The sequence below is a fragment of the Amycolatopsis sp. 3B14 genome, assembly GCF_050958625.1.
GTDB lineage: Bacteria > Actinomycetota > Actinomycetes > Mycobacteriales > Pseudonocardiaceae > Amycolatopsis_E > Amycolatopsis_E thermoflava.
In genome coordinates this window covers 13613-40045 of sequence record NZ_JBHZEN010000070.1, presented here as the reverse complement: position 1 = coordinate 40045, position 26433 = coordinate 13613, and the positions used below count along the sequence as shown (strand labels likewise).

General features: G+C 71.9%; 27 protein-coding genes. 14 read left to right on the top strand and 13 right to left on the bottom strand.

All coding sequences use genetic code 11. The features are described from left to right. Positions 1-7: 7 nt before the first annotated feature. The 7 genes from ACCP09_RS34220 to ACCP09_RS34190 are packed head-to-tail and all read right to left on the bottom strand — an operon-like array spanning position 8 to position 6830. Positions 8-937: a pyruvate carboxyltransferase gene (locus tag ACCP09_RS34220; RefSeq protein WP_378363487.1), complete on the bottom strand. Its 930-nt coding sequence runs from the start codon at positions 935-937 to the stop codon at positions 8-10. Next, positions 930-2552, bottom strand: coding sequence for an AMP-binding protein (locus ACCP09_RS34215; protein ID WP_433752921.1), 1623 nt, complete (start codon positions 2550-2552; stop codon positions 930-932). The genes ACCP09_RS34220 and ACCP09_RS34215 overlap by 8 nt, the downstream gene beginning before the upstream one ends. Beyond that, positions 2549-3571, bottom strand: a complete 1023-nt coding sequence (locus ACCP09_RS34210; protein ID WP_433752919.1) for an LLM class flavin-dependent oxidoreductase — start codon at positions 3569-3571, stop codon at positions 2549-2551. The genes ACCP09_RS34215 and ACCP09_RS34210 overlap by 4 nt, the downstream gene beginning before the upstream one ends. Positions 3572-3579: 8 nt before the next feature. Beyond that, the gene (locus ACCP09_RS34205) at positions 3580-4038 is read right to left on the bottom strand and encodes a PaaI family thioesterase (protein WP_433752917.1); all 459 of its coding nucleotides are present in this window, start codon (positions 4036-4038) and stop codon (positions 3580-3582) included. After that, on the bottom strand, positions 4028-5023 hold the full coding sequence (locus tag ACCP09_RS34200) for an Ldh family oxidoreductase (protein ID WP_433752915.1): 996 nt from the start codon (positions 5021-5023) through the stop codon (positions 4028-4030). Before ACCP09_RS34200 ends, ACCP09_RS34205 begins: the two co-directional genes overlap by 11 nt. Beyond that, positions 5020-6306, bottom strand: a complete 1287-nt coding sequence (locus tag ACCP09_RS34195; protein WP_433752913.1) for an MFS transporter — start codon at positions 6304-6306, stop codon at positions 5020-5022. The genes ACCP09_RS34200 and ACCP09_RS34195 overlap by 4 nt, the downstream gene beginning before the upstream one ends. A 35-nt stretch (positions 6307-6341) precedes the next feature. Beyond that, complete coding sequence (locus tag ACCP09_RS34190) at positions 6342-6830, bottom strand: flavin reductase family protein (protein WP_433752911.1); 489 nt, start codon at positions 6828-6830, stop codon at positions 6342-6344. Positions 6831-6908: 78 nt separating this feature from the next. Here ACCP09_RS34190 and ACCP09_RS34185 point away from each other — a divergent pair, with 78 nt between their 5' ends. From ACCP09_RS34185 to ACCP09_RS34120, 14 genes are all read left to right on the top strand, one after another. After that, positions 6909-7430 carry a MarR family winged helix-turn-helix transcriptional regulator gene (locus ACCP09_RS34185; protein WP_433752909.1) on the top strand — a complete coding sequence of 174 codons (522 nt, stop codon included), beginning with the start codon at positions 6909-6911 and terminating at the stop codon, positions 7428-7430. An 830-nt stretch (positions 7431-8260) separates the two neighbouring features. Further along, positions 8261-8545: a hypothetical protein gene (locus ACCP09_RS34180; RefSeq protein WP_378363479.1), complete on the top strand. Its 285-nt coding sequence runs from the start codon at positions 8261-8263 to the stop codon at positions 8543-8545. Beyond that, positions 8542-9306 (top strand): SDR family oxidoreductase, encoded by a 765-nt coding sequence (locus ACCP09_RS34175; RefSeq protein WP_433752907.1) that lies wholly within the window; start codon positions 8542-8544, stop codon positions 9304-9306. The genes ACCP09_RS34180 and ACCP09_RS34175 overlap by 4 nt, the downstream gene beginning before the upstream one ends. Continuing rightward, a complete protein-coding gene (locus ACCP09_RS34170) occupies positions 9303-10076 on the top strand; it encodes an SDR family NAD(P)-dependent oxidoreductase (RefSeq protein WP_027929480.1) in 774 nt (257 codons plus the stop codon). Before ACCP09_RS34175 ends, ACCP09_RS34170 begins: the two co-directional genes overlap by 4 nt. Beyond that, positions 10073-11077 carry a phosphotransferase family protein gene (locus ACCP09_RS34165; RefSeq protein ID WP_433752904.1) on the top strand — a complete coding sequence of 335 codons (1005 nt, stop codon included), beginning with the start codon at positions 10073-10075 and terminating at the stop codon, positions 11075-11077. The genes ACCP09_RS34170 and ACCP09_RS34165 overlap by 4 nt, the downstream gene beginning before the upstream one ends. After that, the gene (locus tag ACCP09_RS34160; protein WP_378334207.1) at positions 11077-12321 is read left to right on the top strand and encodes an acyl-CoA dehydrogenase family protein; all 1245 of its coding nucleotides are present in this window, start codon (positions 11077-11079) and stop codon (positions 12319-12321) included. The genes ACCP09_RS34165 and ACCP09_RS34160 overlap by 1 nt, the downstream gene beginning before the upstream one ends. A gap of 100 nt (positions 12322-12421) precedes the next feature. Continuing rightward, entirely contained in the window at positions 12422-13213 is a 792-nt protein-coding gene (locus tag ACCP09_RS34155) for an alpha/beta fold hydrolase (protein ID WP_123686575.1), read from the top strand. 30 nt (positions 13214-13243) lie between these two features. Next, a complete protein-coding gene (locus ACCP09_RS34150) occupies positions 13244-14437 on the top strand; it encodes an LLM class flavin-dependent oxidoreductase (protein WP_433752901.1) in 1194 nt (397 codons plus the stop codon). A gap of 23 nt (positions 14438-14460) precedes the next feature. Further along, positions 14461-15789 carry an MFS transporter gene (locus ACCP09_RS34145; protein ID WP_433752899.1) on the top strand — a complete coding sequence of 443 codons (1329 nt, stop codon included), beginning with the start codon at positions 14461-14463 and terminating at the stop codon, positions 15787-15789. 2 nt (positions 15790-15791) lie between these two features. Further along, the gene (locus ACCP09_RS34140) at positions 15792-16604 is read left to right on the top strand and encodes an SDR family NAD(P)-dependent oxidoreductase (protein ID WP_433752897.1); all 813 of its coding nucleotides are present in this window, start codon (positions 15792-15794) and stop codon (positions 16602-16604) included. 10 nt (positions 16605-16614) lie between these two features. Further along, the gene (locus tag ACCP09_RS34135) at positions 16615-17577 is read left to right on the top strand and encodes an NAD-dependent epimerase/dehydratase family protein (RefSeq protein WP_431908123.1); all 963 of its coding nucleotides are present in this window, start codon (positions 16615-16617) and stop codon (positions 17575-17577) included. 19 nt (positions 17578-17596) lie between these two features. Next, positions 17597-18574, top strand: coding sequence for an NADPH:quinone reductase (locus ACCP09_RS34130; protein ID WP_433752894.1), 978 nt, complete (start codon positions 17597-17599; stop codon positions 18572-18574). 13 nt (positions 18575-18587) lie between these two features. Continuing rightward, positions 18588-20204, top strand: coding sequence for a long-chain-fatty-acid--CoA ligase (locus tag ACCP09_RS34125; RefSeq protein WP_433752893.1), 1617 nt, complete (start codon positions 18588-18590; stop codon positions 20202-20204). Positions 20205-20226: 22 nt separating this feature from the next. Next, positions 20227-21021: an MBL fold metallo-hydrolase gene (locus ACCP09_RS34120; RefSeq protein WP_400988066.1), complete on the top strand. Its 795-nt coding sequence runs from the start codon at positions 20227-20229 to the stop codon at positions 21019-21021. 65 nt (positions 21022-21086) lie between these two features. On the opposite strand, the gene ACCP09_RS34115 is transcribed toward ACCP09_RS34120, so the two are convergent. From ACCP09_RS34115 to ACCP09_RS34090, 6 genes are read right to left on the bottom strand one after another with little or no spacing between them, the layout of a single operon-like run. Beyond that, positions 21087-21890, bottom strand: coding sequence for an SDR family oxidoreductase (locus ACCP09_RS34115; RefSeq protein ID WP_433752890.1), 804 nt, complete (start codon positions 21888-21890; stop codon positions 21087-21089). An 11-nt stretch (positions 21891-21901) separates the two neighbouring features. Next, positions 21902-22555 (bottom strand): enoyl-CoA hydratase/isomerase family protein, encoded by a 654-nt coding sequence (locus ACCP09_RS34110; RefSeq protein ID WP_433752888.1) that lies wholly within the window; start codon positions 22553-22555, stop codon positions 21902-21904. A 2-nt stretch (positions 22556-22557) separates the two neighbouring features. Then, the gene (locus ACCP09_RS34105; RefSeq protein WP_433752887.1) at positions 22558-23787 is read right to left on the bottom strand and encodes a CaiB/BaiF CoA transferase family protein; all 1230 of its coding nucleotides are present in this window, start codon (positions 23785-23787) and stop codon (positions 22558-22560) included. Next, the gene (locus tag ACCP09_RS34100) at positions 23780-24754 is read right to left on the bottom strand and encodes an alpha/beta hydrolase (protein WP_433752885.1); all 975 of its coding nucleotides are present in this window, start codon (positions 24752-24754) and stop codon (positions 23780-23782) included. The genes ACCP09_RS34105 and ACCP09_RS34100 overlap by 8 nt, the downstream gene beginning before the upstream one ends. Next, positions 24751-25473, bottom strand: a complete 723-nt coding sequence (locus tag ACCP09_RS34095; RefSeq protein ID WP_378363462.1) for a Crp/Fnr family transcriptional regulator — start codon at positions 25471-25473, stop codon at positions 24751-24753. The genes ACCP09_RS34100 and ACCP09_RS34095 overlap by 4 nt, the downstream gene beginning before the upstream one ends. Then, positions 25470-26393 carry an alpha/beta fold hydrolase gene (locus ACCP09_RS34090; RefSeq protein WP_433752883.1) on the bottom strand — a complete coding sequence of 308 codons (924 nt, stop codon included), beginning with the start codon at positions 26391-26393 and terminating at the stop codon, positions 25470-25472. Before ACCP09_RS34090 ends, ACCP09_RS34095 begins: the two co-directional genes overlap by 4 nt. Positions 26394-26433: the final 40 nt, after the last annotated feature.

Sequence of the window (26433 nt, the reverse complement as noted above, 5' to 3'; positions counted from 1 at the left end):
TCCTCGGTCACCACGTGAAGGAGAGTGGTGCGGCGGACTCACCGGCACGCGGCACCGGGCCGGTGTGCCGGACGAAGCCGCGGCCGCGCACGCCGATCTCGCCGACCAGCCAGTTGGCGGTGCCGATCAGCCGCGGCAGGTCGATCCCGGTGGTCACACCGGACAGTTCGAGCAGCTGGACCGCGTCCTCCGTGCACAGCCCGCCGCCGCGGCCGCCGGGGACCGCGGGATGCCCGCCGCTGCCTGCGAGCGCGGTGTCGATGCGGCGGACGCCGAGTTCGACCAGCGGGAGCAGGGCGGCCAGGCCCATCCCGCGGTCGTCGTGGATCTGCACCGTCAGGTTGTCGGCGGGCACGTGCGCGAGCGCGGCGGAGACGACCTCGCGGATCTGCGGCGGCGCCGCGTAACCGGCGGAGTCGGCGAGGATCCACCGGTCCACCCCGATGTCGAGCAGCCGCCGGGCCAGCAGGCCGAGGTCGTCCGCGCCGCGCGCGGGCCCGGTCGGGCCGCCCCAGGCGAAGATGACGTAGGTGGCGAGCTCGATGTCGTGGCCGTCGGCGAAGGCGGCCATCCGCTCCAGCTCGGCCAGCGAGTCCGAAGTGGAGCGTCCGGTGTTGGCGCGGGCGAACTCCTCGTCGGCCGACAGCAGGAACGCCGCGGTGTCCGCGCCGGCCTCGATCGCGCGGGCCAGGCCGCGCGTGTTGCCCACGCAGCAGCCGAGTGTGAGCCCGCTCCGGCGTGCCTGCGCGAACACCTCGCCGGCGTCGGCGAGACCGGGGACGAGATCCGGCCGCACGAAGGAGGACAGCTCGAACGCGCGCACCCCGGCCTCGGTCAGCCGCCGCACCAGCTCGATCTTCACGTCCGTGGGCACGAGGTGGTCCTGGAAGGTCAGCCGCGGTGAGATCTCGCGGATGAGCACGCCGGGCTCAGGCATGGCGGGTCGGGGTCAGTCCCGCGGCGTGGGCGTCCCAGGCGTCGCGGTGGCCGTGGTCGCGCAGGTCGGTCTTACGCACCTTGCCGGTCGGGGTGACCGGCAGCCGGTCGACCACCCGGTAGTAGCGGGGCACCATGAAGTGCGGCATGGACCGGTCGCAGTGCGCGAACAACCCGGCCAGGTCCAGGCGTTGCCCCGGCTCCGGCTGCACCACCGCCAGCACCTCGTCCTCGCCCAGCTCGGAGGGGGTGCCGACCGCGGCCGCGGCGACCACGCCGGGGAAGGCGAGCAGCACCGACTCGACCTCGTGCGAGGAAATGTTCTCCCCGCGGCGGCGCAACGCGTCCTTCTTGCGGTCGATGAAGTAGAAGTAGCCCTCCTCGTCGCGGTAGCCGAGGTCGCCGGTGTGCCACCACAGGTCCCGCATCGTCGCGAGCGTCGCTTCCGGATCGCGGTGGTAGCCGGAGAACATCACGTGCGGCTCGCGCGGCCGGTACACGATCTCCCCGGCCTGGCCGGGTGCGGCGGACCGGCCGGTCTCGTCGTGCACCTCCACGACGGACGACGCGGTCGGCAGCCCGATCGAGCCGACCTTGCGCTCCCGCAACGGGTTGTAGAGGACGTTCTTGATTTCGGTGAGCCCGTAGCCCTCCACCACGTGCACCCCGAACCGCTCCTCGAACGGGTGCAGCACCTGCGGCGGCGCGGGCGCGGCGAAGACCTTGCGCGCCTCGTGGTCGCGGTCCCGCGGCGACGGTGGCTGCGCGAGCAGCATCGGCAGGATCGAGCCGAGCGCGTTGAACTGGGTGATCCGGTGCGCGCGCAGCTCCTCCCAGAAGCGGCTCGCGCTGAACCGCCGCCCGATCACCACCGTCGCCCCGGCGTGGAGGCCGTGCATGGTGATGTTCACCTGCGCGGCGCCGTGGAACAGCGGTAGGCAGGTGTAGAGGCGCTCGTCCGGCGTGGTGCCCATCTGCTCGGCGCACTCGCGCCCGGCCACCACCTGCATCCGGTGCGGCATCACGACACCCTTGCTGCGCCCGGTGGTGCCGGAGGTCAGCATGATGGCCACCGGATCGGCCGGGCCGACGCGGGGGAGCGGGACGGCCGGATCACCGCCGCCGAGCAGGTCGCTCCAGGTCAGCACCCGCACCCCGGGCGGCACACGGCGCGGCGCGGCGGCGTCGACCAGGACGACGGTGTCCAGCGTGCCGGGCGGTTCCGGCAGGTCGGCGACCAGTTCCAGCAAAGCCGCCTCGGTGACCAGGATCCGCACGTCCGTGCCGCGCAGCGCGTGGTCCAGGAACTGTCCCTTGTAGGCGGTGTTGATCGGGACCTCGACCAGTCCGGCGCGTGCCGCGCCCAGCCACGTGAGCACGTACTCGGCGCGGTTGGGCAGGAGAATGCCGACCGACTCGCCCGGCGCGGCGCCGAGCGCGACCAGACCGCGGGCCACCCTCGTCACGGTCTCGTCCAGCTCGGCGTAGGTCAGCTCGGTGTCCCCGCACACCAGCGCGGCCCGGCCGGGATGGGCCCGGGCGCGCTCGGCGACGAGCGCGCCGACCGTGGTGTCGGCTAGTTCCGCCGAGCTGCCGCGCGCGAGTGTTCCGGTCATGCCAGCTCCTTCTTGGCCCGGGCCAGGAAGTCCTCCAGGGCCGGGTCCCAGGTCGCCTCGGCGCCCGTCGTCACGAGGAACGCGCCGATGCCGAGGTCGCGGTAGGTGCCCAAGGTGTTCAGGATGCGCTCCTCGGTGCCGACCAGCGCCTGCGAGTTGGCGAAACCACCCAGCAGTTTCGTCAGCCCGGTCCAGAAGCAGTCGTCGTGCAGTTCCTCCTCGGTCAGCGCGAGCGCCCGCTGGCGGCCCACCGAGGTGTCGGCCGAGGACGAGCGCAGGAACTTGCCGGACGCCTCGGCGATCTGCCGTTCCACGGAGCGGGCGAGGGCCCAGGCGTCGTCGTCGGTGTCGCCGAGGAACAACCGCAGGCTCAGCGAGAACCGCATGTCGCGATCGTGGCGCGCGGCTGCCGCCCGGACCCGGTCGATGCGTTCCTTGGTGCCCGCGAACGGTTCGCCCCACAGCATGTACAGGTCGGCGTGGCGGGCGCCGAACTCGACGGCGTCGTCGCTCTCGCCGCCCATGAAGATCGGGACCTGCCCCTGCACGGGTTTGGTCAGGATCTTCACCGCCTCGGCCGTGTAGTACTCGCCGTGGTGGTCGAACGGCTCGGCGGAGGTCCAGGTGCGGCGCACCACGTCGAGGTACTCGGTGGCGCGGCGGTAGCGCTCGCTCTTGGGCAGGGCGTCGGATTCGCGCCGGAGGTCCTTGTCCGACCCGCCGACGACCACGTTGATCGCGAGCCGGCCGCGGGCCAGCACGTCGAGCGTGGCGAAGTAGCGGGCGGCGGCCACCGGCGGCATGACCCCGGGCCGGTGCGCGACGATCGGCGCGAACTTCTCGCTGGCGGCGAGGGCGAACGGCGCGGTGGCGTGGTTGTGCGGCCAGGTCGAGGAGTAGCCGACGAGGACGCGGTCGACGACCGCGGAGCGGTCCAGCTCCCGGACCCGGGCGAGCATCCGGTCCGGGTCGGTTTCGCCGGATTCGAGGGGCTGCAGCCCGGTGAAGAATTCGACCATCGTTCCTCCTAGTTGTGCGAGGCCAGCCACGCTTCGTGGCGGGCGTAGTGATCGGGGCGGCGGGTGCGCAGTTCGGCGTGCGCGGTGGCCAGCGGTGTCCCGGCGAGGGACATCCGCGCCGAGACCGTCCAGTCCCGCCCGGCATGGTGGTCGATGCGCGCGGTGACCTGCAGTGGACGCTCGACCGGGACGGGCCGCAGGTAGGACACGGTCAGGGACTTGGTCACCAGGCGGGGCTCGGTGGACAGGGCGGCCAGGTTGAGCACTTCGTCGAACACCGCGGCCGTCCAGCCGCCGTGCGCCACTCCCGGCCCGCCCTGCCAGTGCGCGGGGCAGACGACGTCGAAGCGGGTCGCGTCGACGGCGGCGATGCCCAGTCGGCACCGGTCCTCGGCGGCGCAGCCGCCGCACAGCAGGCGGCCGGAGGCCGACGGGGAGATCGCGAAGGCGTCGGGGTCATCCGGCATGCCCGGCCTCCCTTCGCAGGGCGGCGACCACGGTGCCGGGCACGTCGATCGCGCCGCGCCGCAGTGTTTCGGCGCGGCGGGCCACGGACCGGTCGAAGGGCACCCGGACCGGGTCGCCGCCCGTGACGGGCCTGGTCGCCCTGATCGAGGCGGCGTACTCGGTGACCCGGCGGCGGTAGCCGGCGGCGTCGGTGAGGGAGCCGGGATCGACGAGCAGGACGAAGAACCCGCAGTCCGAGATCCCGGGCGGTGCGGCGGCCGCGCCGGTCATCATGCCCAGCAACTGGACGACCAGCGCCAGGCCGGAGCCCTTGTGCCCGCCCCACACGCCCAGCGCCCCCGCCAGCGCCGCTTGCGGGTCGAGGGTGGGCAGGCCGCCGGAGTCGTAGGCCTGGCCGGGGTCGAGTTTCTCGCCGAGCCGGGCCTTGAGCACCACCTCGCCGTGCATGACGGCGGAGGTGCCGATGTCCCAGATGACCGGGCTCGGTTCGGCGGGGAACCCGAACGCGATCGGGTTGGTGCCGAAGCGGCCCTCGGTGCCGCCGTGCGGGGCGACCACGGCGGGCCCGCTGCCCGCGATCATGCCGGCGAACCCGGCGTCCGCGGCCTTTTCGAGGTAATAGGAGAACATGCCGGTGTACCAGGTGTTGCGGGCGCCGACGACGGCGATGCCGTGGGCTCGCGCTTTGTCCATCGCGAGTTCGACGGCGCGCATCCCGGCGAGGTAGCCCACCTGGTCGCCGGCGTCCACAGTGGCCGACACCGGCGTCTCGGCCACCACCCGCATGGGCCGCGGCGGCGCCGGGGTGGCCCTGATGCGCTCCACGATGGACAGTGCGCGGGCCAGGCCGCCGAAGGCCAGCCCACGCAGCTCGCAGTCGAGCAGGTGGTCGGCGATGATCCCGGCGTCGGCGGGGGAGTGCCCGGCGCGGGTCATCACAGCGGTCACGAGGGTGCGGGCCTCGGACAGGGACAGGGTGGTCATGAACCGGCCTCCGTGGCGAGTTCGGCGATGGGGGCGGGCTCCGGCTCGCGTGAACGGGCCAGTGCGAGTGCGGCGATCGCGCTGACCGCCGCCGCGGCCAGCAGCAGGTAGGCGGGGGAGCGCCGGTCACCGGTCAGCTCGACCAGGGCCTGGCAGATGAAGACCGCCGAGCCGCCCAGGACGGCGACGGCGATGTTGTAGGTGAGGCCGACGACGCTGCCGCGCATCCGCACCGGGACGAGCTGCACGTAGGCGATCGGTGCGGCGCCGGAGTAGAACGCCGGTCCCGCCGACAGCAGCAGCGTGCAGAGCACGGCCAGCCACAGCGGCGGTGCGGTGGCGAGGACGGCGAACAGGGGATAGGTCACCACCAGCACGGCGACCGAGGCCACGAGCAGCGCGCGGGGCTTGCCCAGCCGGTCCGCGGCCCGGCCGCCCGCGGCCACCAGGAACACGCCGGCGAGCAACGCGAACGCGATCACCGCGGTCGCCGTGGCGGGGGACAGGCGCAGCTGGATGAGGTAGCTCTGCACGTAGGTGTAGACCATGTAGATCCCGACGATGTGCAGCACGGACACGCCGATGAGCAGGAAGACCCGGGACCACTGGCGGGAGGACGGCGCTGTGGCCGGCCGGCCGCGCGTGGCCAGGAATTCCGGTGTTTCGCCGAAGCGGCTGCGCAGGTAGAGCCCGATGACGCCGATGGGCAGAGCCAGGAGGAACGGGACCCGCCAGCCCCAGTCGAGCATCTGCTCGCGGCTGAGCGCGGTGTTCAGCGACAGCACGACGACCGCGCCCAGCAGGAAACCGGCGAGGCTGCCGACCTGCACCCGGCTGGACAACGCGCCGCGGCGGTGCGGCGGGGCGAACTCGGCGACATAGATGATCGCGGTGGTGAACTCGCCGCCCGCGGCAAGGCCCTGCGCGAACCGCAGCAGCACCAGCAGGATCGGCGCGGCGATCCCGACGACCGCGGTGGTGGGCAGGACCCCGATGAGCGTGCTGGCCACGGCCATCAGCAGCAGCGACGCCACCAGCGCGGGGCGCCTGCCCAGCCGGTCGGCCAGCGGCCCGAAGACCAGTGCGCCCGCGGGCCGGGCGAGGAAGGCCGAGCCGAACACGGCGAACGACGACAGCAGCGCCGTGCCGGGGCTCGCGGCCGGGAAGAAGACGGTGGCCAGCACGGTGGCGAGGAAGCCGTAGACCGCGTAGTCGTAGGTCTCCACCGTGTTCCCGACCGACGCCGCGAGTGTGGTGCGCCTGACCGTCGCAGGTGTGGTCATGACAAGCCTCTCCGTTGAGGTGGGTGTGCGGGGTGTCAGGCCGCGAGGTGGTGGTAGCGGCTGCGGAAGAACAACAGGGGCGCCGCGGCGGTGCCCGCGGCGAGGTCGTCGACACGGCCGAGCACGATGTGGTGGTCGCCCGCGTCGTGGACGGACTGGATCGTGCAGGCGATCCAGGCGGCGACGCCGTCGAGCACGGGATCGCCGTGCGGTCCGGGCCGCCACGACAGGCCGGCGAACTTGTCCCCACCGGGAGTGGCGAGCGCGCGGCACACGTCCTCCTGATCGGCGGCGAGCACGTTGACGCAGAACGTGCCGCGCTCGGCGATGCGGGGGAACGTCGAGGAGGTCTTCGCGGGCAGGAACGCCACCAGCGGCGGGGACAGCGAGACCGAGGTGAAGGACGAGACCGCCATGCCCACCGGCCGCCCGTCGCCGTCCAGCGCGGTGATCGCCGCGACGCCGCTGGGGAAGTGACCCAGGACGGACCGGAACCGCGCCGGGTCGATCGGTGATGTAAGCATGCTTAGACCATATAAGCGTGCGTAGATGAGCGCAAGCATGCTTACACCTTGTTCGCGCTCGACCACTACGCTGCAGGGGTGACCGATCAGCTGCCCTACATCGACCCGTTCGACGACGGTCGCGCGCCCGCCCGGACCGTGACCGACATGGACGAGGCCTCGTCGCTGATCGACGCGGCGTTCCGGTTCGAGCGCGCCGTGACCCGGATCGGCAACGCCCGGCTGCGGCCGTGGAACATGACGCTGTCGAGCTACTCGGCGCTGCGGATCCTGGCCAACCGCCCGAACCTGACCCTCGCCCAGCTGGCCCGGCGTTGTTATGCGCGGCCGCAGACGATGACCAGGATCGTCACGCAGCTGGAGAACCGCGGGTTCGTCGCGCGGAGCGCCCACCCGGAGAGCGAGCGCGCCCTGTCGCTCGCGGTCACCGACGCCGGCCGCGCCGCGCTGGAGGAGATGGGCACGGAGGTGCTCAAGATCAGCGAGACGCTGAACTCCGTGCTCGGCCGGGAGGACATCGTCGCCGCCGACCGGCAGCTCCGCAAAGCGGCGGTCGTCGTCGAGGGCGAACTGAAGGACATGGAACGCGCCGAGAAGTGAGCACAGCGCAGCTACGTGCGACGCGGCAAGGTCCGGCGCCGGCCGGCAGGCGGGCGCTGCCAGGGAATGACGCGGAAGCGCATCGTGCCGACGAACGGGCGGAGCCGGCCGGCGATCCAAGCACCGTGAGTGCTCGTCGTGCTCGGCGGTTCCCCCGGCATCGCTCGGCCACGCACGACGGCGTGCGGGCTCAGCGCGTCGAAGGTTCCACCAGGTCCTTGACGCGGCGCAACGCGTCAGGCTGGACCGCGGGGGCCCGCTGGACGAATCGTGCCGTCGCCGGGAGGCAGACGCTGTAATAGCCGATCACGGCGACCATCCGGCGCTCAGATCGGCGACGACGCCCAGGCCGGGGGACAGGACGTCCCAGCCGGCCAGCCGCACCGGCCGCTGGCAGAACGGGTTCGTGAGCTCGACCGGATCACAGGCTTCGGCGCCGAGGTAGCTGATCGAGGCGCCGCCGACGGCGACTGCCAGGGCGAACGTCGCGATCGCTCCGCTGAGGGGGTGCTGGATTTCGCGGAGGACATCGGGCTGTCCGGCGCGCCGGGGTGGCTGCTGGCGAGTTTGATCTGCGGAGCCGCGGTATGCCGGCCACCCAGCTCCACCGCTCGACGCTCTGCCACACGATCGGTGAGCCTACCGTCCGGGATCTCCGTTCCGGCCGGAGCGGAAACCACGCCGTCCCGTCCGGTTTGTCCGGCGTCAACTCACGGATCCAGGTCACAGTCACCGTCCCGGTGGGACACCAGACTCCTGCTCACGGAACTGGACCGGAACGGCGAGGGTGAGCGGAGATGGTGGTGTACGTACCCGACGGTGGACCAGCGGTGCCACAGCTGTGCAGGGCCGAGGATCTGAGCGCGCTGTCGGTCCGCGCCGCGGCGGAGTCGCCTCGGTGGGGGCTCCTGTCGCGGGCACTGGGTGCCGCCGGCGCGGGCGAGGTCGCCGGCGATCACGTCTGGCTCGACGTCTCCTGGTTGCGCTCCGCCGCTGGTGATCGCGATCAGGACTGGCACGACGGGTTCACCCGCATGCTCGACCACGCCGCACGCCAGGGCTGGGTCAGCGCCGACGGTGGCCGGGTCCGGGCGCACGTCGAGTGGGGGCGGTGACCGTGCCGGGGAAGTTCGACGGCAGGACCGCGATCGTCACCGGGGCCAGCCGCGGCATCGGGTTCGCCATCGCCGAACGACTGGTCGCCGAAGGAGCGCGGGTGGTGATCACCGCGCGCAAACAAGAGGCGCTGGAGGAGGCCGTCGCTCGCCTCGGGGGCCCGGAGGTGGCGCTCGCCGTGGCCGGCAAGGCCGACGACACCGCGCACCAGGCGGACGCCGTCGGTCAGGCCGTGGAGCGGTTCGGCAGCCTCGACATGCTGGTGAACAACGCCGGCGTCAACCCGTGGTACGGGCCGATGGTCGAGCTCGACCTCGCAGTGGCCCGCAAGGTCGTCGAGGTCAACTGCATCGCCGCGTTGTCCTGGGTCCAGCACGCGCACCGCGCGTGGATGGGCGAGCACGGCGGAGCGGTCGTGAACGTCGCGTCCCACTCGGCGATCTCCCCGGCGCCGGGCGTCGGCTTCTACGGCGCCAGCAAGGCCATGCTCGTCGCGATGACCAGGTTGCTGGCCGTCGAGCTGGGCCCGCGGATCCGGGTGAACGCGGTCGCGCCCGCGGTGGTGAAGACGAAGTTCGCCGCGGCCCTGTACGAGGGCCGGGAGGAGCAGCTGGCCGCGGCCTACCCGCTCAAGCGCCTGGGCGAGCCGGACGACATCGGTGGGGCCGTCGCGTTCCTGCTGTCCGCGGACGCGTCGTTGCTCACCGGCCACCTGCTCGTCGTCGACGGCGGCGTGACCCTGGCCGGGGTGACCGCATGACGGTCGCGGGTGAGGGCGTCGTCGTCACCGGCGCCGCGGGCGGGATCGGCAAGGCGCTGGCCGCGCGGCTGGCCGCCGGGGGCGCGCGCGTCGTGGTGAACGACCTGGATCCCGTCGCGACGGAGGCGGCGGCCGCGGAGATCGGCGCGCTCGCCGTGCCGGGCGACGCCGCGTCCGTGGCCGGGGCCGTGGCCCTCGTCTCGGCCGCGCGCGATCACCTGGGCCAGGTCGACGCCTGGTTCGCCAACGCCGGCGTCGTCCGCGGCTACGGGCTGGACGCCAGCGAAGCGGCTTGGGCGGCGAGCTGGGAGGTCAACACCATGGCGCACGTCCGCGCCGCCCGGCTGCTGGTCCCGGAGTGGCTGGAGCGCGGTCGCGGGCGGTTCGTGGTGACCGCGTCCGCCGCGGGGCTGCTGACCGCGCTCGGCACCGCGACCTACTCGGTGAGCAAACACGCCGTGGTCGCCTTCGCCGAATGGCTGTCCGCGACCTACCGGCACCGCGGGATCGTGGTCCAGGCGATCTGTCCCCAGGGGGTGCGCACCGGCATGCTCGCGGCCAGCGGGCCGATGCGGTCGGTGCTGGCCGGCGGCGCGGTGACTCCCGAGGACGTGGCCGAGGTGACGTGGCAGGCGCTGCACGACGACCGCTTCCTGATCCTCCCGCACCCCGAAGCGGCGGACCACTACCGGCACCGCGCCGCCGACACCGACCGCTGGCTCGGCGGGATGAACAAGCTGCAGCGGCACCTGGAACAGGCGGCCCGGTGAGCCACCTTCCGGGCCTGGATCTGACACGGCTGGCCGAGTGGCTCGCGGCCGAGCGGACGCTGTCGGCGCGCCTCATCGCGGGCGGCCGGTCGAACCTGACCTACGAGGTCGGTGACGGCGAGCGCGCCTGGGTGCTGCGCAGACCACCGGTCGGGCACGTGCTCGCCACCGCTCACGACGTGGCGCGCGAGTACCGGGTCATGGCCGCGCTGGCGGGCACCGGCGTGCCGGTGCCCGCGATGTACGCGCTGTGCACGGACGACTCGGTGATCGGAGCGCCCTTCTACCTCATGGAGAAGGTCGACGGGACCCCATTCCGGAGGGCGGCGCAGCTGGCGCGGCTCGGGCCGGACCGGGTCCGCCGGATCTCGCTCCGCCTCGTCGACACGCTGGTGGCACTGCACGACGTCGACCCGGCCGAGGTGGGGCTGGCGGACTTCGGTCGCGCCGACGGGTTCCTGGACCGGCAGGTGCGGCGCTGGAGCGCGCAACTGGCGGCAGCCGGCAGCGGCGACCTGCCGGCGGCCGAGGAACTGCGCTCCCGGCTGGCGTCGAACGTCCCGGCCCAGTCCCGGCCCGGCATCGTGCACGGCGACTACCGCCTCGACAACGTGCTCGTCGACTCCGCCGATCGCCTGACGGCCGTGATCGACTGGGAGATGGCCACCCTCGGCGATCCACTGACCGACCTCGCGCTGCTGATCGCCTACCAGAAACTGAGCCGGCTCCCCGGCGGGCACCTCGTCACCGACGCCGCGTCGGCGCCGGGACATCTCACCGAGGACGAGGTGCGAGGCCGGTACCGCTCGCGCAGCGGCCGCGACCCCGCGCACTTCGGCTTCCACCTCGGGCTCGCCTGCTACAAGCTGGCGGCGATCGTCGAGGGGATCCGCCACCGGCACCTGCACGGGCAGACCGTGGGTGCCGGGTTCGACGGGATCGGCGCGCTGACCGAGCCCCTGCTGGACATCGGGCTGGCTGCCCTGAAGGAGGACGGCTGATGCACTTCGCCTACGACGATCGCACCGAGGACCTGCGCGGGCGGCTCCTGGAGTTCATGGAGACGCACGTGCACCCGGCGGAGCCGGTGTTCGAACGGCAACTGTCCGAGCTGGACGATCCATGGGCGTGGGACTCCGCGCCCGTGCTGTCCGAACTGCGGGCGGAGGCGCGCGAGCGCGGGCTGTGGAACCTGTTCCTCCCGGGGGCGCACGGCGCCGGTCTCACCAACCAGCAGTACGCGCCGCTGGCCGAGATCACCGGCCGGAGCCCGCACCTGGCGCCCGCCGCGCTCAACTGCGCCGCACCGGACACCGGCAACATGGAGCTGCTGTCGCAGTTCGGCACCGACGCTCAGAAACGCCAATGGCTGGAACCGCTGCTGTCCGGACGGATCCGGTCGTCGTTCGCGATGACCGAACCCGATGTCGCCTCCTCCGACGCCACCAACATCGCCACCCGCATCGAGCGCGACGGCGACCACTACGTGATCAACGGGCGCAAGTGGTGGATCACCGGGGCGATGAACCCGAACGCCGCGATCTTCGTCGTCATGGGCAAGACCGATCCGCACGCCGAGCGGCACCGCCAGCAGTCCATGATCCTCGTCCCACGGGACACGCCCGGCGTCCGCGTGACCCGCGCGATGCGCGTCCTGGGCTACGACGACCACGAACACGGCGGACACGCCGAACTGCGGTTCGACGACGTCCGCGTGCCCGCCACGAACCTCATCGGCGGCGAAGGCGACGGCTTCGCGATCGCGCAAGCCCGGCTCGGCCCTGGCCGCATCCACCACTGCATGCGCGCCATCGGGGTGGCCGAACGCGCGCTCGAACTGATGTGCGCCAGGGCGGAGGAGCGCGTCGCGTTCGGCAAGCCGTTGTCCGGCCAGGGCGTCGTCCGCGACTGGATCGCCGAGTCCCGCGTCCGGATCGAGCAGCTGCGCCTGCTCACCCTCAAGGCGGCCTGGCTGATGGACACGCGGGGCAACAAGGCCGCGCACACCGAGATCCAGGCGATCAAGATCGCGACCCCGGTGACCGTCCAGTGGGTGCTCGACAAGGCGATCCAGCTGCACGGCGGGGGTGGGTTGTCGCAGGACTTCCCGCTCGCCTACGGCTACGCCCTCGCCCGCATGCTCCGGTTCGTCGACGGTCCGGACGAGGTCCACAAGGACGCCCTCGCCCGCCGCGAACTGCGCAGGGCCGCCGCGGCCCGGCGACCGGAGCCGGCGCAGCGGTAGGGAGCCCGCCGAAGTCCCGGACCCAGGTCACAGTCTTCGCCGCCGCCGGGCGGCAGGCTGCAATCACCAGGCCCTGTTGAGGGCATTGTTGGGAGGCATTGTGCAGACGCTCGATCTTGTCAGCGCCGAAGCCGGCGTCGAGTTCGGAGCCGGCGTGCACCTCGACGCTCGCCGCGCGGGCAACGGCAGCCGGGTCGCCCTGGTCCTGCCCGGCGCCGAGCGGGCCGAGGAGAACGCCGCGTTCGTGGCGGCGCTCGCGAAGGACTACTCCGTGGTCGCGCCGACCCACCCGGGCTTCGGCCGTTCGCCCCGGCCGGACTGGTGCACCTCCGTCGACGACCTCGCCTACCTCTACCTCGACTGGCTCGACCGGTCCGGGCTGACCGACGTCACCGTCGTCGGCCTCCAGTTCGGCGGCTGGGTCGCCATGGAGATGGCGGTGCGGAGCTGCGCGCGGATCGGCCGTCTCGTGCTCGTCGACTCGGTGGGGGTCAAGCTCGGCGGGCCGCTCGACCGGGAGATCGCCGACCTCTTCGCCACCCCGCGGACCGAGCTGGACAAGCGCCTCTACGCGGACACGAGCTTCGCGCTGGGCGACCTCGCGCACGCGCGGGACGAGGACGTCCTCGAGGTGGCGCGCAACGAAGAGGCTCTCGCGTTGTACGGCTGGGAGCCCTACCTGCACAACCCGCGGCTGCACCACTGGCTGTGGCGGATCCGCGTGCCGTCCCTGGTGATCTGGGGCGGGCAGGACGGCATCGTCGCGCCCGGCTACGGACGCGGGCTGGCCGCGCGGATCCCCGGCGCACGTTTCGAGTGCCTCGACCGGGCCGGCCACCGCGCACAGGTGGAATGCCCGGCGGAGATCGCCGAGCTGATCTCCGCCGCCTGACCCCCACCAACCAGAAAGGGAGCGTTCCCCGTGCAGTACTGGCATTTCAGCGAGGCGGCCTACCCGTATCTGCCGGACCCCGCGACCTATGAATCGGTGCGGGTCACCCTGCCCAACGGCGTCATCGACCCCGCTCGCGCGGCGGACCTGTGGGACCGCTACCTCCGCGAGTGGCAGGTCGCGGACGAATGCGGGCTGAACGTGATGGTCAACGAACACCATTCCACCGCGACGTGCATGAACTCCGCCGCTCCCGTGATCGCCGGCGCACTCGCGCGGCTCACCACCAACGCGCGGATCCTGATTCTGGGCAACCCCGTCGCGAACCGCACCGACCCCGTGCGCATCGCCGAGGAAATGGCCCTGCTGGACCTGCTCAGCCACGGCCGTCTCGAGGTCGGATTCGTGCGGGGCGTGCAGTACGAGGTCGCTGCCACCAATTCCCGGCCGGTGCGGATGTCCGAGCGCATGTGGGAGGCGGTCGAGCTCATCACGCGGGCGTGGTCCACCCACGACGGACCGTTCAACTGGGAGGGCGAGTTCTTCCACCACCGCCAGGTGAACATCTGGCCGAGGCCCCACCAACAGCCCGCCCCGCCCGTGTGGGTCACCGCGGTGAACCCGGCCAGCGTGCCGAGGATCGCCGACCACGGCTACCGGGTCGGCACCTTCCTGTCGGGATTCGACGGGACCAGGGCGGTGTTCCAGGCCTACCGCGACCACTGCGCCGCGACGGGCAAGCCCGCGCCCGGCGACGAGATGTTCGGCTACGCGGCGCTGGTCTACACCGGACGGACCGACGAGGAGGGCTTCGAAGGGGCCCGGAAACTGCTCTGGTACCTGCACAGCAACAAGGTGGCCAGGCAGTTCGCCTACCCGCCGGGATACCTGCCCTACCACGTCCGGGCCGTGGGCCTGCGCGGGCCGCTGACGTCGACGCCCGGTTCCCCGGCGTCCTCGCCGATCCCCGACGTGACCGCGATGTCGCTCGCCGAGCTCATCGAACGCGGAATCGTGTTCGCCGGCAGCGCCGCCACCGTCGCCGGGCAGATCGAGCGCTTCTACGAGCACGTGGGCGGGTTCGGGCACCTGCTGCTCATGGGCCAGGCCGGTCACCTCGGGCACGAGGACACGGTCCGGGGGATCGCCAACTTCGCCGAGGGTGTCGCGCCCTTGGTCGACCGCGTGACGGGCGGACTCGCCGTTCAGTCGAATGTAGGGTAACTGCTGCCTATCGGAGGACAACGATGTCCCAACCATCCCCACTGGATTCGGAAGACCGGGTTTCCCCGGGAACGGGAACGCCGCGGCGCGCTCCTGTCGCGCGCCGGTCGATCGTCGCCGCCGGCTCGGGAAACGCTCTCGAGTTCTACGATTTCGCGATTTTCGCGTCACTGACACCGGTCATCTCGAAGCTGTTCTTCCCCTCGGGTGAGCCGCTCGCCGCGATCCTGTCCACGTTGGCGTTGTTCGCGGTCGGCTTCGTCATGCGGCCGGTGGGCGCCGTCGTGTTCGGGCGGCTCGCGGACCGGCGCGGGCGCAAGGTGTCCCTGACGATCGCGGTGCTGATCATGGGCGTGACCACCGTGCTCATCGGCGTCATGCCGACGTATCCGCAGGCGGGGATCGTCGCACCGGTGCTCCTGTGCGTCGCGCGGCTGCTCCAGGGGTTGTCGGTGGGCGGGGAGTTCGGGACGTCGGCCAGCTTCCTCGTCGAGCACGCGCCCCCGCACCGGCGTGGGCTGTACGGGTCCTTCGCCTTCTTCTCCTCGACGCTCGGCAGCGTGCTCGGCGCCGTCGTGGTCCTGATCATGACGGTGTCGCTGTCCCCGGGCGAGCTCGACAGCTGGGGCTGGCGGATCCCGTTCCTGCTGGGGTTCCCGCTGCTGGTCATCGGCCTCTACCTGCGCTACCGCATCGCGGAGTCGCCGGAGTTCGAGGAGATCAAGGCGGGCAACGCCCAGGAACGCAGCCCGCTGCGCACGTTGTTCACCCAGCACTGGCGGGCGTTCCTGATCGTGATCGGAATCTGCGTCGGCTTCAACATCGCCTCGTCCACGGTCCAGGTGTTCGCGCTCACCTACATCCGCAGCGTCGTGGGACTGTCCGCGGTGCAGGCGCTGACCACGGTCATCATCGCCACCACCGTCGGGATCTTCCTGGTGGTCGCGTTCGGGCGCCTCTCGGACACCTACGGCAGGAAGCCGGTCCTGGTCTTCGCGTGCGTACTGGCGGTGGTCCTGCCCTACCCGAGTCTGCTCATCATCGGCCTGACGGGGTTCGGCCCGGCGCTGCTGGGACAGCTCGTCCTGTGGGTCCCGGTCGCCGCGTTCGGCGGCGCCATCCCGGCGCTGTTCGCGGAGCTGTTCCCGACGAAGGTCAGGGCGTCCGGGTTCGGGATCGCCTACGGCTTCGGTTCGGCGATCTTCGCCGGTACCGCGCCGTTCGTGGCGACCCTGCTGATCGAACTTTCGGGGAACAAGACGTCGCCGGCCTGGTACATGGTCGCGGCGGGCGTCGTCACCTTGGTCGTCGTGATCGCGTCGGTGGATCGCCGGGCGCGCGGGAGGAGTTGAGCATGGGGTCTGCCGCGGGGCGGCTGACGGGCAAGTCAGCGCTGGTGACAGGTGCGGGTTCGGGTATCGGAGCGGCGACGGCGGAGGTGTTCGCCCGGGAAGGCGCGAAGGTCCTCGTCGTGGACGTGGACAAGTCCAAGGCGTCGACGACGGTGGACCGGATCCGGGAGGAGGGTGGTGTCGCCGAGCCGTTCGCCGCGGACGTCTCGGACGAGGACCAGGTCGCCGGTGCCGTCGAGTTCGCGGTGGAGCGCTTCGGCGGGGTGGACGTGCTCCAGAACTACGCCTCCGAACGGAGTCTGGTGGCCGAGGACGTCTTCGTCGCCGAGGCCGACCTGTCGGTGTGGCTGGGGCAGCTGCGGGTGGATCTGCTGGGCTGCGTCCTGACCGCCAAACACGTCCTGCCGCACATGGTCCGCGCGGGAGGGGGCAGCATCACCAACGCTTCGTCCCTCGCCGCCTGGCTTTCCCTCGAAGGCCGCCCGGCCTACGCGACCGCGAAGGCCGGGGTGATCGGGTTGTCGAAGTCACTGGCCGTCGAGTACGGCAAGCAGGGGATCCGGTGCAACGTTCTCGCGCCGGGGCACATCGTGTCGCCCGCGACCGAGAAGATGTTCTCCGCGGCGCAGACCGAGGTGCTGCTGGATCACGTCGCGACGCCGCGGCTGGGCAGGCCGGACGACGTCGCGATGGCCGCCCTGTTCCTGGCCTCACCGGAGTCGTCGTTCATCAACGGGCAGGTGCTCGTCGTGGACGGCGGCATGTCCGCCTACGCGCCCATGGTCCCGTCGTTCCGGCGCCTGGCCGCACAGTGAAGGAGTCGGCATGCGTTTCCTGGTGACGGGCGGGCTGGGCGTCAACGGCGCCTGGGTGGTCCGGGAGCTGCTGGGCCGCGGCCACGAAGTGGCCGTGTTCGAAAGCCGGGACGACACGTCGCTGATCGAGGACGTGGCGGACCGGGTCGAGCTCGTCGTCGGCGACATCCGCGACGCGGAGGGCTTCACCGGCGCCGCCCTGCGGCTGCGGCCCGACTGCGTCATCCACCTCGCGGCTTTCGTCGACTGCGAACGGGATCCGCACACCGCGATCGCGGTGAACGTCGGCGGCACTGCCACGGTGTGCGCCGCCGCGGTGGCGGCGGGTGCGCGCCGCGTCGTCTACACCAGCTCGAAGGCGGTGTACGCGCCCGCGACGGGCAAGCGCGGGTTTCCCACCTACGAGTCCGTGCGCGAAGACGACGAGCTGCGGCCGACCGGCATGTACGGGATCACGAAGGCGGCCGCGGAGAACGTGGTGGCGTGGTACGGGCGCAACTCCGACGTGGAGTGCGTCAGTCTGCGGTTCGCCACGATCTTCGGCCCGGGCAGGCTGCAACGGCACGCCGGCCCGATCAACACCTACAGCTCGATGGTCGAGCTGCCGGCCTCGGGCCGCGGGTTCACGATCGAGCAGGGCGGGGACGAGCGGGACGGCATCATCTACGTCCTCGACGTCGCCGACGCCATCGCGTGTGTCGCGCTGGCGCCCGGGCCGCTGCGCCACCAGGCCTACAACGTGGCCGGTGGGCCTGCGGTGTCGATGCACGACTTCGCGGACGCGATCCGCCGCGTCATCCCCGGCGCGGCGCTCGACGTGGGGCCCGGGCTGAATCCCATGCAGATGCCGGACAGCTACTACATGGCGCTGGACGGAACCCGGATGGAAGAGGAGTTTGGATGGCAACCCCGCTACGACCCGGACCGTGCGATCCGGCACTACTACGAGCTCGTTCGAACCCGGCTCGCGTGAGCGAACAGGCGGTGCGGGCATGAGAGCAGCGGTCTACCGCCGTCCTGGTCGCGCCGCCGAGGTGCTCGAAGTCGTCGAGATCGAGGTGCCCGAGCCCGGTCCCGGCCAGGTCCGGGTCCGGATCGCCACCTCGGGTGTCAACCCCACCGACTGGAAAACCAGGGCGGGATTCGCGGGGCGGACCCCCGACTGGTTCCAGGTGCCGCACCACGACGGCGCCGGTGTCGTGGACGCGGTGGGCGACGGCGTCACCGGCCTCCAAGTGGGGCAGCGGGTGTGGCTGTACCTGGCGGCGTTCCACAACCGCTACGGGACGGCGGCCGAGTTCGCGGTCGTCCCCGCGGAGCGGGCGGTGCCGTTGCCCGACGGCGCATCCGACGACCTCGGGGCGTGCCTCGGGGTTCCGGCGCTGACCGCCGCGCACTGCCTGGGCGGGAATCCCGCGGCGCTGGCGGGGCGCACGGTCCTCGTCGCCGGGGGAGCGGGCGCGGTGGGGCATTTCGCCATCGAGCTGGCCAAGCACGCCGGCGCGCGGGTGGTGGCCACGGTGAGCTCCGACGAGAAGCGCGCACTGGCGGAAAAGGCCGGAGCCGACTTCGTCGTCCGCTACACCGACGCGGACGCGGCCAGGCGCATCCGTGACTTCGCCGGGCCCGTCGACCGCATCGTCGAGGTCGCGCTCGGGGCGAACCTGGAGCTGGACATGGCCGTGCTCGGCGCCCCCGGCGCCATCGCCGTCTACGCCGCGGAGGGGGAGCTGTCCCTGCCCGTGGGCGAGTTCATGAAGGCGAACACGACGCTGGAGTTCGTGTTGCTCTACGGGGTGTCCCCGGAGCGGCTGGCCGCCGCGATCCGGTGGACTTCCGCTGCGCTCGCGCACGGTGCGCTGTCCGCTCTGCCGGTGCTGCCGCACGGCCTGGACGAGGTGGTGCGGGCGCACGAGGTGGCCGAGCAGGCGCCGACGGGGAAAGTCGTCCTGCGCGTGGGCGCGCACTGAAGGGGGCACACGGATGGACACCGGGATCACCCAGCTGACGCCGCTGTCGTTCCTGCGGCGGTCGGCGAACGTCCACGCCGGCAAGGTCGCCGTTGTGCACGGCGACGAGGCCTGGACCTACCGGGAGTTCGCTGCGCGCGTGGAGCAGCGGGCGCGGATGCTGCGCGCCGCCGGGGTGCGGCCGGGCGACCGCGTCGCCTACCTGATGCCCAACGTGCCGGAGATGCTGGCCGCCCACTTCGCCGTGCCGCTGGCCGGTGCGGTGCTGGTCGCGATCAACACCCGGCTGGCGCCTGAGGAGGTCCGCTACATCCTCGATCACTCCGGCGCGACCGTGCTCGTCGTCGACGCCGAGTACGCGGCCACGATCGCGCCGATCGCCGGGTCGCTGGACACGGTGCGGACGATCGCCGTGGCGGCCGACCCGCTCGGCCCCGGGGCGACCGTCGAGGTCCCCGGCGCGGTCGCGTTCGCCGACTTCCTCGCCGGCGCCGCTGGCGATGGAGGAGAGCTGGTGTGGGCGGTCGACGACGAGCGAGCGGCGATCTCCATCAACTACACCTCGGGCACCACGGGACGGCCCAAGGGCGTGGTCTACACCCACCGCGGCGCGTACCTGAACTCGTTCGGCGAGATCTTCCACTCCGGACACGACGCGGACAGCGTCTACCTGTGGACGCTGCCGATGTTCCACTGCAACGGCTGGTGCACGACGTGGGCGCTGGTCGCGGCGGGCGGGACCCAGATCTGCCTGCGCGAGGTGCGCGGGGACCGGGTGTGGGAGCTCATCGACCGCCACCGGGTCACCCACCTCAACGGGGCGCCCACGGTCGTCACCACGATCATGCGGGCCGAGTCGGCCCACCAGCTCGGCCACCGGCTCGTCGTCACCACGGCGGGAGCGCCGCCGAGCCCCACCACGATCCTGCAGATGGAGCGGATGGGCTTCCGGATCGTGCACGTGTACGGCTTGACCGAAACCTACGGCCCGTACGCGGTGAACGAGTACCAGCGGGCGTGGGACGAGCTGGCGCCGGAGGACCGGGCGAAACTGCGAGCCCGGCAGGGGGTGGGGATGCTGCAAGCGGACGAGATCCGCGTGGTGGACGAGCGCTTGCACGACGTTCCCCGGGACGGGCGGACCATGGGTGAGATCGTCATGCGCGGCAACAACGTGATGCAGGGCTACTTCAACGATCCCGAGGGCACGGAACGGGCGTTCGCCGGTGGCTGGTTCCACTCCGGGGACCTCGGGGTGATGCATCCGGACGGCTACGTGGAGCTGCGGGACCGGGCCAAGGACGTGATCATCTCCGGCGGCGAGAACATCTCGACCATCGAGGTCGAGCACGCCATCGCCGCGCACCCCGACGTCCTCGAGGTCGCCGTGATCGGCGTCCCGGATCCGCGGTGGGGCGAGCGGCCCAAGGCGTTCGTGGTGCCGCGGCCGGGGAGGAACCCTTCGGAGAGCGAGCTGATCGCGCACGTGCGGTCGCTCATCGCCCGCTACAAGGCGCCGCGCGAGGTCGAGATCGTCGCCGGACTGCCCAAGACCTCCACCGGGAAGGTGCAGAAGTACGAACTGCGCGAACAGGAATGGTCGGGGGAGGCCCTGCGCGTCCGCGGCTGACCGAAGTGACTGGAAGGAACTGATGAAGGTAGGAAACGTCGACATCGTCCCGATCCTCGACGGCACCGCCCGGTTGCCCATCGGGAACACCGTGACCCACCGGCGGGACGCGCGGTGGGACTGTGCGCACCAGCCGCTGGACGAGCACGGCCGGATCCACATGGACATCGGGGCGTTCCTCGTGCGGCTGGGGGACCGGACGATCCTGGTCGACGCCGGAGCGGGTGACGACTTCGTGCACGAAGGGTTCGTGACGGGCTGGCTGCCGGCGAACCTGCGCCGCGCCGGGGTCGCGCTCGACGACGTCACCGACGTGGTCTTCACGCACCTGCACCCGGATCACGTCGGCTGGGCCACGGTCCGCGGCGAAGTGACGTTCCCGCGCGCGACGTTCCGGGTGCACGAGGCGGACTGGGCGTACTTCATGACCGCACCCACGGCCGATCCCGTGCTGCAGGAAACCCTGGCCCCGATCGAGGGGCGGCTGGAGATGTTCGACGAGGAGACCGAGCTGGTGCCCGGTCTCCTCGCGCGGCCCGCGCCAGGGCACACCCCCGGCTCGACCGTCTTCGTGGTGAGCGACGCCGGCGAGCGCGCGCTCCTGCTCGGCGACGTGGTGCACACCGTCGGGGAGCTCACCGACCCGGAATGGGAAGGGATGTTCGACGTGGACCGGGCCGCGGCCAACGCCATCCGCGAACGGATCGCCGACGAGCTGGCCGCTTCGGGCGACCCGTTCGCGCCCGCGCACTTCCCGGAGCTGTCCTTCGGCCGCCTGATCACGGCCGACGGACTGCGCCGGTTCTCCTGGGCGTAGTACTGGTGGTGCCGCCCACGGCCATGGGCGGCACCACCAGCCGGCAGCTCAGCCGTGATCTCGGTCTAGTAGTGCACCGCGCCGCGGTTGCCGCCCGCCACGGACACCGCGTCTCCCGTCACGGCGGCGGCCCTGGGCGAGCACAGGAACACGACCACGTCCGCGACCTCCTCCGCGGTGACGAGACGTCGGAGGCTCGTCGTCGCGGCCAGCTGGGCGCGGACCTGCTCCTCGGTGAGCCCGCCGGCCGCCGCCCGGTCGGCCACGAGCCGTGGGGTGCGTTCGGTCTCCACCAGGCCCGGGTGCACGACCGTGACCCCGACGCCGTGCGGGCCGAGCTCGTCGGCGAGGTTCGCGGTGAGGGCGGCGACCGCCACGTTGCGGATCGTCCCGGAGACGGACCCGGTGCGGCGGGTGTTCAGACCGGAGATGTTCACGATCCGTCCCCACCCCTGCCGGGCCATGTGCGGCGCGAGGGCGCGGGCGCACCGGAGGTACCCGAGGACCTTGGTGTCGAAGTCCGTCAGCACCTCGCCGTCGCTGAGATCGGCCAGCGGCGGGGGAGCGGAGGCAAAGGACGGCTGGGCGGCGGCGTTCACCAGCACGTCGACACCGTCCCACGCGGTCACGACCTGCTCGGCCATGGCCTGGACCGAGGAGTCGTCGGTGGTGTCCGCCGGGACGGCGAGGACCTCGGCTCCCGCCGCGCCGGAGCGGAGGCCGTCCGCGGCGGCGCCGAGCCGCTGCGCGTCCCTGGCGACGAGCGCCACCCGGGCACCCTCGGCGAGGAGCCCCCGCGCGATGGCCAGCCCGAGCCCGCGGGATCCTCCCGTGACGACCGCCCGGGCGCCCTTCAACTGCAGATCCATGGTGACCTTCCCTACCGGGACCGCGTGGCGGTCCTGATGGACATCGCCGTCGAGACGATGTCTTCGACATTCGCGCCGCGCAGCCAGGTCAGGATCTGCCCGACCGCGGCCGCCGGGTCCGGCGCGCACTTGTCGACCAGGCCGTAGGCGGCGGCCTGGTCGGCGTTCCAGCGTTCCCCGCCGTAGAGCAGCAGTCCCGCCGGGCCGGGGCCCACCGCCTGCACGAGGCGGCGCACGAAAACCGGCTCGTAGGTCAGGCCGTGACCGAGCGCGGGTATCCGGAAGTGCGCCGCGGGCGAACAGATCCGGACGTCGCAGGCGAGCGCGAGGCTGCAGCCCGCGCCGAAACACGGTCCGTCGATCTCCGCGATCTTGGGTGGCGTGAGCTCCGTCAGCGCCAGGACAGCGGTCTCGGCCAGGTGCCGGTAGGCAGCGACGTGGTCCGGATCGGACGAGCTCAACTCGGCGAGGTCCCCGCCCGCGGAGAAACTCCCTCCGGAGCCCCGCAGCACGACGGCGACGATTCCGGGTGTCTGTCCGATCCGGCTGACGTGCCGGAGCAGTGCCTGCCACATGTCGCCGGACATCGCGTTCCGCTTCTCGGGCCTGCTGATCGTGAGCCGGGCGACCCGGTCCACGATGTCCAGACGCGTCGAACCGCTCATCCTCAGCCGGCCTGCGCGTCCGGGGCGGGCGCCGCGGCGACCACGCCGTCTCGCACGAGGGCCCGGACCTCGTGGTCGCCGATGCCCAGCTCGGTCAGCAGGTCGACCGTGTCCTGCCCGATCCCGGGTGCTCTCCGCCGCGCGCGGGGTGCGCCGTCGGCGATGAGCGGCGTGTTCACCACGCGGCGGTGCCCGAACCGCTCGACGTCGCTGGGGAACATCTCGCGGGCCGCGTACTGGGCATCGTCCAGCATCTCCGGAACGGTGTGGACCGGTCCGCACGGCACGCCCGCTTCGCGGAGCCGCTCGATCCAGTGGTCCCTCGGCGCCGTCCGGAACCGGGCCTGGAGCAGCCCGGCGAGCTGCTCGCGGTGGACGAAGCGGTTGTACTCGCCGCGGAAGCGCTCGTCGCCGGAGAGATCGAGGTCGAGTACCGCGCAGAAGTCACGCCACGAGCGCTCGGTCACGCCGATCACGAGCATCGCGTCGTCGCCGCAGGTGAACGCCTCGTACGGGGCGGTGAGCCGGTGTGCGGTGCCCAGTGGGCCCGGTGGCTCGCCCGTCCCGGCGAAATCGGCGACCTCCCACAACGACCATCCGGCGATCGTGTCCGCGAGGGACACGTCGATGTGGGAGCCGCCGTGCCCCGCGCGGACGCGGTGCAGCGCCGCCAGCACGCCGATGGCGCCCCACATCCCGGTGCCGAGGTCGCCGATGGGGTAGCCCGCTTTCGCCAGCTCGCCACTTGTGCTTCCGGTGACGCTGAGGAGACCGCCGTAGGCCTGGGCGACGAGGTCGATGCCTTTCGCGCTCCGCATCGGCCCGTACTGGCCGAAGCCGGAGATCGAGCAGTACACGAGGTCCGGGCAGTCGTCCTTCAGGTCCTCGTAGGACAGTCCCTGCCGCGCGAGCGCGCCGACCCGGAAGTTCTCCACCAGCACGTCCGACCGGCGCGCCAGAGCCCGGACCAGGTTCTGCCCGCGCTCGGTCTTGATGTCGACGGCGAAGCTGCGCTTGTCGCGGTGGATCAGGTCGAACGGCAGCGGGCGCTGTTCCGGCCCGACCAGACGCCGCCGGAGCGAGTCCCCGTCCACGGGCTCGACCTTGATGACCTCGGCGCCGAGGTCGGACAGGATGGTGGTGCAGTACGGGCCGGCCAGTGCGCCGGTGATGTCGAGGACCCGCACGCCGCTGAGGAAGTGCTGTCCCGTCATCATGCTCGCCTCAGACATGTGCCCGGTTCCCCTCGTCGTCTCGCGGTGCGGCTGGTTGTCCAGGCCGTTCCAGGACCTTGCGCAGCACCGCTACCTCCTCGGACAGCTCGCGCCGGCTCACCGCCGCTTCCCGTACCGCCCCGGAGCCGTGGTAGGTGCCGGGGAACAGGTGCAGTTCGACGGGCACCCCGGCCGCCAGCAGTGATCGCGCGAAGTCGATTCCTTCGTCGCGCAGCGGATCGAACTCGGCGACGGAGACGTACGCCGGGGGCAGGTTCGTCAGGTCCGTGGCGCGGGCGGGCGCGGCGTAGGGCGACACCGCGCCGGCCGCCCGGCCGAGGTAGGCGGACCAGCCGATCTCGGCGTCCCGGCGGGTGAGCGCGGGCGTGTCGGTGAACCGTCTGCTGCTCGCCGTCCGGAGCCGGTCGTCCAGTGCCGGTGATTTGAGGAACTGGAAGCGGACCGGTGGCCCGTTCCGGTCGCGGGCCAGCAGGGCGGCCGCGGCCGCGAGCGCGCCGCCCGCGCTCACCCCGTGCAGGACGATCAGGGAGGGATCGATCCCCAGCTCGCCGGCGTGTTCGCGCAGCCAGAGCAGTCCACTGTAGACATCTTCCAACGGTGTCGGGAAGGGCCACTCCGGAGCGAGCCGGTAGGCCACGGCGACGACGACCGCACCGGTTTCCCGTGCGAGTTCGGCGTTCCGGAGGTGACTCATGTCCGGATCACCGAGGATGAATCCGCCGCCGTGGACGTGGTAGATCGCGCCACTGCTCGTGCGGCGGGACGGTCGGTACACGCGGAGCGCGATGACGTGCCCGTCCGCGGCGGTGCAGGAGCATTCGTGAACACTCACGCCCTCGACCGAGCCGGTCCTGGCGTACCGGCTCGACACGATCCGGCGGGCTTCCGCGACGTCGGTGCGGTCGACCGCGGGCAGGGCGGCGATCGACTGCACCAGCTCCTCGTCCATCCGGTACTGGCTCAACTGTCCCTCACTTCGGGCAGGCGACGGCCCCGCAGGTCCGTCGACGCGAACGACCTCAGCAGCGCCGGGTCCTCGATCCAGATCTGCCGCCGGTAACGGCGGATCGCCCCGATGTCGTCCAGCTTCTTGAGCGCGCGGGCGACGACCTCGCGCACCGATCCGATGGTGTGCGCGAGATCGGTTTGGTCCGTCTGCACCAGCAGCCCGTTCACGGTGGGGGTGGCCATCTCGAGCAGGTGCCGGCTCAGCCGCTGCTGGACGGAGTTGAACAGGTTGTCCTCGAGGTAGGCCACAGTTTCGTAGGTGGACTCCGCCAGGTAGACGGCGACCTGGTAGGCGAGTTCGGCCCGGGTCCGCATGAGGCGGCGGAAGGTGTTCGGGTTCAGCACCGACACCTCGCACATCGTCACCGCTTCCAGCGACGACGGCGCGCCGTCGGTGAGCATCGCGGGCAGGGCGGTGAAGTGCCCTGCCGTCGCGTACCGCGTGGTGACCTCCCGCCCGTCCCAGGACGTCACCTTCGCGCGAATCCGTCCCTTGTGGACGAGTGTCACCCGGTAGTCGGAGTTCCCGCGGCAGATGACGGTGCCCGCCGAGTAGGTCACCACGCGGCTGTCCGAGAGGAGGGCGTCGCGGATCTCCGGATCCTGTCCGGACAGGAAGCTCTTCGACCACGCCTGGAGCGCCGCGGGCGGGATCGGTGCGCCGTCGCGGTTCATTCCACTCTCACCGGCTCCCCGGACTCGAGCTGGTCGAGTCCGAACTGCGAGGTGAGGCGCGACCGCGGGTCCCGTCGGGGCCACCGGCCCGAGTCGACCGACCGGAAGAAGCCGCGGGCGATGTCGTTGAACTGCTGCGGGTTCTCCAGGTTGGGGACGTGCCCGCTGTTGGGCAGCACCAGCATGCCGCACGCGGGCGCGGTCCGCTTCAGCATCAAGCCGGTGGACAGGCACGCCTCGTCCTCGTCACCGTTGACGACCAGGAGGGGGACCGGGAAACGCCGGAACTCGCCGGCCAGGTCGTGCAGGGACGGCCGGCGGCCCTGGATCTCGAGGACGGTGAGCGCCAGCCCTTCCACGGAATGTTCGGCGAACTGTTCCACGAACTCGTGCCACGCGGGCTCGTTGTGGTGCTTGAGCTGCACCCGGCTGGGGCCTTCGGCGAACTTGCGTCCGACGAACCCGGCTCCCCGCGATCGGAGCTGCTCCGCGACGATCCTGGTCTCCGCCAGGTAGGCCGGCCGGGTGGCCGGGTCGGAGCCGGACCCGACGCTGACCGCCATGACCGAGCGCACCCGGCCGGGGTGGCGCAGCGCGAGCTGGACGGCGGTGTAGCCGCCCATGGACAGTCCCACCACGTGGGCGGCCTCGACCCCCAGCGCGTCGAGCACCGTCAGCGCGTCGTCGACGGCCCGTTGCCAGGAGTAGGCCGACGGGCTTCCCGGGACGTCGGAGGGCGGGTAGCCGCGCGCCGCGTAGGTGATGCACCGGTGGCCGTCCTGGAGATCGGCCACCTGCCGCGACCAGCTCCGGTGGTCGCCCGCGTACTCGTGGAGGAAGAGCACCGGAACGCCGTTCCCGGTGTCGGTCACGTGCAGCCGGACACCGTCATCGGTGTCGACGGAACGGCCCGCGTTCATGGCTTCTCCTGCGTCGTTGCATCCACTTTGATGCCTTCCT